Genomic DNA, 8,156 nt, shown 5'->3' with positions numbered 1-8,156 from the left:
CTGTCCAGGGTAAATGAACAGCCCACAAAATTTTTTACCCAAAACCCGGTAAAAAATTTTGCGTTCTGCCCAGGACAGGTGCGTCAGGCCGTGGCAGTGATGCCCCTTGCGGCGAAGGTTCTCAAACGGGTGAAGTTCATACCACAGGGAATACAGCAGCAGGTTCCCGCGAAACGTCAAAACTGCGGCTCCCGAAACTCAACGGGTGATGTTCTTTAAAAATCAGGATTTATTTCAGGCTCCGGCAATACGCATTTATTTGTTCTGTCAGTCATCCGGCTGACAGGTAATGAGAACGCAGGAACAGAAGGAGGAAAACACCGGAAAGCGTCAGATGCAGATATGAAAAAAGCAGGTCAGGGACCTGCTTAATCCATGCCGCAGAGACTGCACGAACAGTTTTTGCGGCTCCAGTCAATCGTCATAAGAGGCTAAATTATGACAGTAAGTATTGTTTCACCTTCCGCAGCGGCTGTAAAGCCCCGCCGTCATCCCCGTTTCAGACGCGAAGACATCCCCGCGCCGGAAATTGACCCCGTGCTGAAAGCCTTCGGGCGACACATTGCCCGGAGTTTTCGCCGGGGGCGTGGTGTACACATCCCCGCCATGAAAAACACGGCCTTCGGGCAGGTGCTCCGCACACTCGAACTGAAACGCGCTTTTAACTGATGAGGTGAGCCGCCCCGCGAGGGGCGGCAACAGACGGAAGGAGAACATTTTATGACATTAGCAGCAATCACCATGACCGCCCCGGAAGCCGCCAGCCCTGTGCAGATGTACCGCGCGACCTACTCACCGGATGACAACAAACTGCGCCTGTATGCCGTGTCACGTCTTGACCCGGAGACGTATAAAAAAGTGCATGATGCCGGTTTTCGCTGGGCACCAAAACAGGCGCTGTTTGTGGCGCCGGCCTGGACGCCGGACCGGGAAGATGTGCTCCTCTCACTTGCCGGAGAGATTGAGGATGAAGACAGCACGCTCGCTGAACGTCAGGAAGCTCGGGCGGAGCGGTTTACCGGATACAGTGGGAAGCGGGCCAGTGAATCCGCACAGGCACTTGATGAAGTGGAAAGACTGGCCGCGATGATCCCGCCCGGCCAGCCCATTCTTGTGGGGCATCACAGCGAACGCCGTGCCCGTCGTGATGCGCAGCGTATTGAAAACGGTATGAAACGTGCCGTGATGCTCTTTGAACGTGCGGAATACTGGGAGGAGCGGGCGCGGTCGGCACTGCTTCACGCGAAGTATAAAGAACGTCCGGACGTTCGCTGGCGTCGTATCAAAAAAATCGAAGCTGATTTGCGCAAGGCTGAAAAGACCATCGCGCAGTCGCAGAAATATCTGACGATGTGGCGGGCTGAATCGCTGGATCTGAATATGGCAAAACTCATCAGCAGTCATGACCATATCAGCGCCTGTTTCCCGCTGGATACGTATCCGCGCCCGGCAGAAAAAAGCCAGTATGAAGGAAGTCGATCGTTATGGTCGGCCCTGGATGATGACATCATCACCACGGAGCAGGCCCGCGAAATTGCGATCCGCTGTCATGAACGGCAGATTCAGCATCAACAACGCTGGGTTAACCACTATCAGAACCGCCTGATCTATGAGCGTGCCATGCTGGACGAAAGCGGCGGCGTGGTTACCCGGACACAGGATTTTGAGCCGGGCGGACAGGTTTTCAGCCGGGGCGAGTGGCTGACCATCATCCGTGTGAACAAAAGTAACGGGGTGGTGAGTTCAGTCACAACGCCGAATTACAGTTTCCTCGGGTACAGCGGCACGATGAAAGTGACGCCCGATCGCATCACGGACTACAAAGCACCATCGGCAGAAGAGGCTGCCGTCGCCAGTCAGGCCGCGAAGCGTCCGCCGGTAGTCAACTATCCGGGGGAGGGTTTCCGGGAAATGACAAAGGCACAGTGGGCCGCCCTGCCCCGGGACTGTAAGGCCGTGCGCAGTGTGGCAGAAGCAGAAGACCACGGGGCATACCGCTACCGCCGCACAATGGACAATAATTTCCGTCTGGTGAATGTGTATATCACCGACATGAAAATTACGGAAATCCCACAGAAATAAGGTATATCCCCCCGGGAAATCCCCGGGGGATGACGGAGATAATGACATGCACAGTCAGTTAAAAGAACGTATCCGGCTGATGCGCGCAAGGCTGGATAACGCCGCGCCGGTTGCTGAAATCCGGGCTGAATCTCAGCTTTTTGTGACTCCTGCACCGGTCTGTGATCGCCTGGTGACGCTGGCGGAGATCAGCAACCGTGATCACATTCTGGAACCCTCTGCCGGCACCGGGGCCATACTGCGGGCGATTCGGGATACCGCGCCGGGGGCCATGTGTGATGCGGTGGAAATCAACAGCGGGCTGGTCCGGTATCTGCGGGAAAATTTTAACGGTGTCAGGGTTCAGTGTGGCGACTTCATGGAATGGCAGCCGGTGCAGTATTACAGCCGGGTTATCATGAATCCGCCGTTCAGCCACGGGCAGGATATCCGGCATATCCTGCGGGCCTTTTCCCTGTTGCGTCCGGGTGGCGTGCTGGTTGCCGTCTGTCTGAACGGGCCGCGCCAGCAGGAGAAGCTGTTACCGTTTTCTGACGTCCGCGAGGAGCTGCCGCGCGGCACGTTTGCTTATACCCGTGTTCCGACGATGATTATTCGTCTGCGTGCCTGATGACTCCGGGCAGGCGGGGGGATAAATGCCCGTCTGCCCGCGCCGGGAAAAGACCGCGCGCCGGTGGCGCTGAAAGGGGCCGCGCTCACGCGCCGCCCCTTTCATTACGCGGACGTTCTGATGGGGGCTTCTGTTTCTTCATGCCTGTCATTTGTCTGTTACTGATGTTGTTGTTCCTGCTACTGCTACTGTTCTTCTTTTTCCTGCTGCTCTGATTCTGACTACTGCAGTGTTGTCCCGTCTGCCGGGCGCACCTTCGGCTCCCGGCTGCCTGGCGGCATCCGGTCGTCAGGCCCGACTCCGACAGGCAGCTGCTGGCGCACCTGCCAGTCTCCGCCGAACCCGCTGGCGCGGTTTCGGGCTGTCGCTACGGTCCGATGCGTGAAAACCCCGGGCTTGCAGCGACCGTTCCGGTCGCGCCGCCTCTGTCGCGCCGTGGCCTGCGCTCCTGGCATCCCGGCAAAAGGCCGCCGGGATGTAAGGCGCAACGCCGTTTCGCAAACCGCGCTTCACGTCGTTGCGGCGGGTCCCTGCCCGTTGTTGTGTCCGGTGCCATTCACCTGTTTAAGCCCCTGTCGCCGGGGGCTGATACAGCCACAACCTGCCGCACTGACTGTCCAGGGTAAATGAACAGCCCACAAAATTTTTTACCCAAAACCCGGTAAAAAATTTTGCGTTCTGCCCAGGACAGGTGCGTCAGGCCGTGGCAGTGATGCCCCTTGCGGCGAAGGTTCTCAAACAGGTGATGGTGAATACCGGAGGGAACAAAAGGCAGGTCCCCGCAAAACGTCAAAACCGCGGCTCCCGAAACTCAACAGATGATGGGGGCTGAAAACATCAACAGAAGGAGACACATCATGGCAGTTCGTGGAATTAACAAGGTCATTCTTGTCGGTCGTCTGGGAAAAGATCCGGAAGTCCGTTACATCCCCAACGGGGGCGCAGTGGCAAACCTGCAGGTGGCCACGTCAGAAAGCTGGCGTGACAAACAGACGGGGGAGATGCGGGAGCAGACAGAATGGCATCGCGTGGTGCTGTTCGGCAAGCTCGCGGAAGTGGCAGGTGAATATCTGCGCAAGGGCGCGCAGGTCTACATCGAGGGGCAACTCCGAACCCGTAGCTGGGAAGATAACGGTATCACCCGTTACGTCACCGAAATTCTTGTTAAGACCACGGGCACCATGCAGATGCTGGGACGTGCCGCAGGTGCTCAGACTCAGCCGGAAGAGGGGCAACAGTTCAGCGGTCAGCCTCAGCCGGAACCACAGGCGGAGGCCGGTACGAAAAAAGGTGGCGCAAAAACGAAAGGCCGTGGACGTAAGGCCGCGCAGCCGGAGCCTCAGCCGCAACCGCCGGAGGGTGACGATTACGGGTTTTCAGACGATATCCCGTTCTGAACGACTGACTGTGACAACGGCCCCGCCTCGTCCTGTACGGGGCATCACCGGAGAGATGAGGATGAGCGAATATTTCAGAATACTTCAGGGGCTGCCTGACGGCTCCTTTACCCGCGAACAGGCCGAAGCCGTTGCCGTACAGTACCGGAACGTCTTTATCGAGGATGATCACGGCGAACAGTTTCGCCTGGTTGTCCGTAATAACGGAACAATGGTCTGGCGTACCTGGAATTTTGAGGACGGTGCCGGGTACTGGATGAACCATGTCATTCGTGATTTCGGCATTCTTAAGTAAGAGAGGTGCCGGACGGGAACGCGTCCGGCAGACAATCATTATTACCGTTTTGGGAGGTACTAACTATGTCAGTTACAGAGTCTAAGGCAAAAATGGAGCGTAAATCCAGTCGTAAACCTGCAAAAACGCAGGAAACTGCCCTGTCTGCCCTGCTGGCGCAGACGGAGGAGGTGAGCGTGCCGCTGGCCTCGCTGATTAAGTCACCGCTGAATGTGCGCACGGTGCCGTATTCTGCGGAGTCCGTCAGCGAACTGGCAGAGTCCATTAAGGGCGTCGGCCTGTTACAGAATCTGGTTGTTCATGCCCTGCCAGGTGACCGTTACGGTGTCGCCGCAGGCGGTCGCCGACTGGCAGCACTCAATATGCTGGCAGAGCGTGGCATCATTCCGGCTGACTGGCCTGTCCGCGTGAAAATTATTCCGCAGGAACTGGCGACGGCTGCATCGATGACCGAGAACGGTCATCGTCGGGATATGCACCCTGCTGAACAGATTGCCGGATTCCGCGCAATGGCGCAGGATGGCAAAACACCCGCACAGATCGGTGATTTGCTGGGCTATTCACCCCGCCATGTCCAGCGAATGCTGAAACTGGCAGACCTTGCGCCTGTCATCCTCGATGCGCTGGCAGAAGACCGCATCACCACCGAGCACTGTCAGGCGCTGGCACTGGAGAACGACACCGCGCGTCAGGTGCAGGTGTTTGAAGCCGCCTGTCAGTCGGGATGGGGCGGTAAACCGGAAGTGCAGACCATTCGTCGTCTGGTGACCGAAAGTGAAGTGGCGGTGGCAGGGAACAGTAAATTCCGCTTCGTGGGGGCTGATGCCTTCTCGCCAGATGAACTGCGCACCGATTTGTTCAGCGACGACGAGGGGGGCTATGTGGACTGTGTTGCGCTCGATGCTGCCCTGCTGGAAAAACTCCAGGCTGTCGCTGAACAGCTTCGGGAAGCCGAAGGCTGGGAATGGTGCGCCGGACGTATGGAGCCTGTCGGTTTCTGCCGTGAGGATGCCGGAACATACCGCAGTCTGCCGGAGCCGGAGGCGGTGCTGACGGAGGCGGAAGAAGAACGCCTGAACGAACTGATGGCACGTTACGACGCGCTGGAAAACCAGTGTGAGGAATCCGACCTGCTGGAAGCAGAAATGAAGCTGATTGACTGTATGGCGAAGGTCAGGGCGTGGACGCCGGAGATGCGTGCCGGAAGCGATGTGGTGGTGTCCTGGCGTTATGGCAACGTGTGTGTCCAGCGTGGTGTGCAGTTGCGCAGTGAGGATGATGTGGCTGACGACGCTGACCGTGCGGAACAGGTGCAGGAGAAAGCGCCCGTGGAGGACATCAGTCTGCCGCTACTGACGAAAATGTCATCAGAGCGCACGCTGGCAGTCCAGGCAGCACTGATGCAGCAGCCGGACAAATCCCTGGCACTGCTGGCATGGACGCTCTGCCTGAATGTGTTTGGCAGCGGAGCTTACAGCAATCCCGCCAGAATCCGCCTGGAATGTGAGCATTACTCGCTGACCAGCGATGCGCCGTTGGGGAAGGAAGGTGCTGCATTCATGGCGCTGATGGCAGAAAAAGCCCGTCTTGCAGCCCTGTTACCGGAGGGATGGGCACGGGATATGACGACGCTCCTGTCACTCAGCCAGGAGGTTCTGTTGTCCCTGCTCAGTTTCTGCACTGCATGCAGCATCCACGGTGTTCAGACCCGTGAGTATGGTCACACGTCACGCAGTCCGCTGGATTCGCTGGAAAGCGCCATTGGCTTTCACATGCGCGACTGGTGGCAGCCGACAAAAGCAAACTTCTTCGGACACCTGAAAAAGCCGCAGATTATCTCAGCCCTGAATGAGGCAGGACTGTCCGGTGCTGCACGGGACGCGGAGAAGATGAAGAAAGGCGATGCGGCTGAACATGCAGAGCACCATATGAAAGACAACCGCTGGGTGCCTGGCTGGATGTGTGCACCACGCCCACAGACGGATGCCACTGAACGCACCGATAACCTGGCTGATGCCGCCTGATGAACAACCACACCGCCCCGCCGGAGACGGGGCGGCAGCAAGGGAGATACCGTGATGAAAACTGAACTGACCCTGAATGTATTACAGACCATGAACACACAGGAATATGAAGATATCCGGGCTGCCGGAAGTGATGAACGCCGTGAGCTGACACACGCCGTGATGCGGGAGCTGGATGCGCCGGACAACTGGACGATGAACGGCGAGTACGGCAGCGAGTTTGGCGGATTTTTCCCCGTCCAGGTCCGTTTCACGCCTGCCCACGAACGTTTTCACCTGGCGTTATGTTCACCGGGCGATGTCTCTCAGGTCTGGGTGCTGGTTCTGGTGAATGCCGGTGGTGAGCCGTTTGCGGTGGTTCAGGTACAGCGGCGGTTTGCACCGGAAGCCGTCAGCCATTCACTGGCACTGGCGGCGTCACTGGACGCGCAGGGGTACAGCGTCAGTGACATCATCCATATCCTGATGGCGGAAGGAGGTCAGGCATGAGCGCACGTTCACAGGCACTGGTTCCTCTCAGCACAGAGCAACAGGCCGCATGGCGGGCGGTGGCGGAGACCGAAAAACGCCGCCATCAGGGTAACACGCTGGCTGAATATCCGTATGCGGGGGCGTTTTTCCGCTGTCTGAACGGAAGCCGCAGGATATCGCTGTCTGACCTGCGATTTTTCATGCCGTCCCTGACCGCAGAAGAACTGCACGGCAACCGTCTTCAGTGGCTGTATGCCATCGATGTGCTGATTGAAACACAGGGCGAGGTCTGCCTCCTTCCCCTTCCCGGTGATGCAGCAGAGCGCTTGTTCCCGTCGGTGCGGTTTCGTGTCAGGGAACGCAGTCGCCATAAATCCGCGCTGGTCATGCAGAAGTACAGCCGCCAGCAGGCGAGGGAGGCAGAGCAGAAAGCCCGTGCGTACCAGGCGCTGGTCGCTCAGGCTGAAATCGAACTGGCATTCCATTCGCCGGAAACAGTCGGAAGCTGGCATGCACGCTGGAGTGACCGGGTGGCAGAGCATGACCTGGAAACCCTGTTCTGGCAGTGGGGCGAGCGTTTTCCGTCACTGGCCGGAATGGAACGCTGGCAGTGGCAGGATATGCCGTTCTGGCAGGTTATTGCGGAAGCCAGTCTTGCAGCAAGAGAGGCCGGTCACGCTGTCCGTGAGATGGAGCGGTGGATGGTGCCGAACAAACTCCGGGAGGCAGCGTGATGCGGCAACAATCACACGGATTTCCCGTGAACAGCCTGAATGAGCGGATTATTTTCAGGGAAAGTGAGTGTGGTCAGCGTGCAGGTATATGGGCTATGATGTGCCCGGCGCTTGAGGCTTTCTGCCTCATGACGTGAAGGTGGTTTGTTGCCGTGTTGTGTGGCAGAAAGAAGATAGCCCCGTAGTAAGTTAATTTTCATTAACCACCACGAGGCATCCCTATGTCTAGTCCACATCAGGATAGCCTCTTACCGCGCTTTGCGCAAGGAGAAGAAGGCCATGAAACTACCACGAAGTTCCCTTGTCTGGTGTGTGTTGATCGTGTGTCTCACACTGTTGATATTCACTTATCTGACACGAAAATCGCTGTGCGAGATTCGTTACAGAGACGGACACAGGGAGGTGGCGGCTTTCATGGCTTACGAGTGCGACAAGAAGTCGTCCAACATATTGTTTTGATAAATCACTTATACAAAACCAACTATTCCATTAGTTGTAGCCTACTGAGGCAGGCAAGGCTGGTAACGGCTCTGTCTGAAGCCC

General features: G+C 57.5%; 10 protein-coding genes and 5 pseudogenes. 12 read left to right on the top strand and 3 right to left on the bottom strand.

Annotation, left to right across the window (positions count from 1 at the left end; translation table 11 throughout):
- The 4 genes from C7B16_RS25525 to C7B16_RS23290 all read left to right on the top strand — a co-directional run.
- Positions 1–219: hypothetical protein (locus tag C7B16_RS25525; protein WP_258182613.1), on the top strand; the 219-nt coding region annotated here is incomplete at its 5' end.
- Between the two features lie 219 nt (positions 220–438).
- Positions 439–669, top strand: a complete 231-nt coding sequence (locus tag C7B16_RS23300; RefSeq protein WP_001537563.1) for a hypothetical protein — start codon at positions 439–441, stop codon at positions 667–669.
- A 51-nt stretch (positions 670–720) separates the two neighbouring features.
- The gene (locus C7B16_RS23295; RefSeq protein WP_107180229.1) at positions 721–2,082 is read left to right on the top strand and encodes a DUF3560 domain-containing protein; all 1,362 of its coding nucleotides are present in this window, start codon (positions 721–723) and stop codon (positions 2,080–2,082) included.
- Positions 2,083–2,128: 46 nt separating this feature from the next.
- Positions 2,129–2,692: a class I SAM-dependent methyltransferase gene (locus C7B16_RS23290; RefSeq protein ID WP_096037668.1), complete on the top strand. Its 564-nt coding sequence runs from the start codon at positions 2,129–2,131 to the stop codon at positions 2,690–2,692.
- Positions 2,693–2,777: 85 nt separating this feature from the next.
- Here C7B16_RS23290 and C7B16_RS25900 read toward each other — a convergent pair.
- Both C7B16_RS25900 and C7B16_RS25895 read right to left on the bottom strand, forming a co-directional pair.
- Positions 2,778–2,912, bottom strand: a pseudogene (locus tag C7B16_RS25900) (hypothetical protein); the annotation flags it as partial.
- Between the two features lie 161 nt (positions 2,913–3,073).
- Positions 3,074–3,248: pseudogene (locus tag C7B16_RS25895) on the bottom strand (hypothetical protein); the annotation flags it as partial.
- Positions 3,249–3,318: 70 nt separating this feature from the next.
- On the opposite strand from C7B16_RS25895, the pseudogene C7B16_RS25890 reads away from it, so the two are divergent.
- The 6 genes and pseudogenes from C7B16_RS25890 (at position 3,319) to C7B16_RS23245 (ending at position 7,656) form a co-directional block, all read left to right on the top strand.
- Positions 3,319–3,524: pseudogene (locus C7B16_RS25890) on the top strand (single-stranded DNA-binding protein).
- A gap of 25 nt (positions 3,525–3,549) precedes the next feature.
- A complete protein-coding gene (locus C7B16_RS23265; protein WP_009426937.1) occupies positions 3,550–4,089 on the top strand; it encodes a single-stranded DNA-binding protein in 540 nt (179 codons plus the stop codon).
- Positions 4,090–4,150: 61 nt separating this feature from the next.
- A complete protein-coding gene (locus C7B16_RS23260) occupies positions 4,151–4,384 on the top strand; it encodes a DUF905 family protein (RefSeq protein WP_075842800.1) in 234 nt (77 codons plus the stop codon).
- 65 nt (positions 4,385–4,449) lie between these two features.
- Positions 4,450–6,408: a ParB/RepB/Spo0J family partition protein gene (locus C7B16_RS23255; RefSeq protein ID WP_107180228.1), complete on the top strand. Its 1,959-nt coding sequence runs from the start codon at positions 4,450–4,452 to the stop codon at positions 6,406–6,408.
- Positions 6,409–6,462: 54 nt separating this feature from the next.
- Positions 6,463–6,897 (top strand): conjugation system SOS inhibitor PsiB, encoded by a 435-nt coding sequence (gene psiB, locus C7B16_RS23250; protein WP_032217500.1) that lies wholly within the window; start codon positions 6,463–6,465, stop codon positions 6,895–6,897.
- Positions 6,894–7,656 (top strand): annotated as a pseudogene (locus tag C7B16_RS23245) (plasmid SOS inhibition protein A). Before psiB ends, C7B16_RS23245 begins: the two are co-directional and overlap by 4 nt.
- On the opposite strand, the gene C7B16_RS24920 reads toward C7B16_RS23245, so the two are convergent.
- A complete protein-coding gene (locus C7B16_RS24920; RefSeq protein ID WP_169062067.1) occupies positions 7,625–7,813 on the bottom strand; it encodes a protein sok in 189 nt (62 codons plus the stop codon). The pseudogene C7B16_RS23245 and the gene C7B16_RS24920 sit on opposite strands and share 32 nt — an antisense overlap.
- 21 nt (positions 7,814–7,834) lie before the next feature.
- Between C7B16_RS24920 and mok the strand changes: the two are divergent.
- Together mok and C7B16_RS23240 are read left to right on the top strand one after the other, a co-directional pair.
- Positions 7,835–7,984 (top strand): annotated as a pseudogene (gene mok / locus C7B16_RS25510) (plasmid maintenance protein Mok); the annotation flags it as partial.
- Entirely contained in the window at positions 7,926–8,072 is a 147-nt protein-coding gene (locus C7B16_RS23240; RefSeq protein ID WP_236935067.1) for a type I toxin-antitoxin system Hok family toxin, read from the top strand. The pseudogene mok and the gene C7B16_RS23240, both read left to right, overlap by 59 nt.
- The last annotated feature ends 84 nt before the right edge of the window (positions 8,073–8,156 follow it).

This window comes from Escherichia sp. 20412-1 (genome assembly GCF_003027595.1).
Classification (GTDB): domain Bacteria; phylum Pseudomonadota; class Gammaproteobacteria; order Enterobacterales; family Enterobacteriaceae; genus Escherichia; species Escherichia marmotae.
This window is presented reverse-complemented; position numbering and strand designations above follow the sequence as displayed.

Coding starts and splice junctions, on each gene's coding strand:
- C7B16_RS23300 (WP_001537563.1), top strand. CDS start 439: ATGACAGTAAGTATTGTTTCACCTTCCGCAGCGGCTGTAAAGCCCCGC.
- C7B16_RS23295 (WP_107180229.1), top strand. CDS start 721: ATGACATTAGCAGCAATCACCATGACCGCCCCGGAAGCCGCCAGCCCT.
- C7B16_RS23290 (WP_096037668.1), top strand. CDS start 2,129: ATGCACAGTCAGTTAAAAGAACGTATCCGGCTGATGCGCGCAAGGCTG.
- C7B16_RS23265 (WP_009426937.1), top strand. CDS start 3,550: ATGGCAGTTCGTGGAATTAACAAGGTCATTCTTGTCGGTCGTCTGGGA.
- C7B16_RS23260 (WP_075842800.1), top strand. CDS start 4,151: ATGAGCGAATATTTCAGAATACTTCAGGGGCTGCCTGACGGCTCCTTT.
- C7B16_RS23255 (WP_107180228.1), top strand. CDS start 4,450: ATGTCAGTTACAGAGTCTAAGGCAAAAATGGAGCGTAAATCCAGTCGT.
- psiB (WP_032217500.1), top strand. CDS start 6,463: ATGAAAACTGAACTGACCCTGAATGTATTACAGACCATGAACACACAG.
- C7B16_RS24920 (WP_169062067.1), bottom strand. CDS start 7,813: ATGAAAATTAACTTACTACGGGGCTATCTTCTTTCTGCCACACAACAC.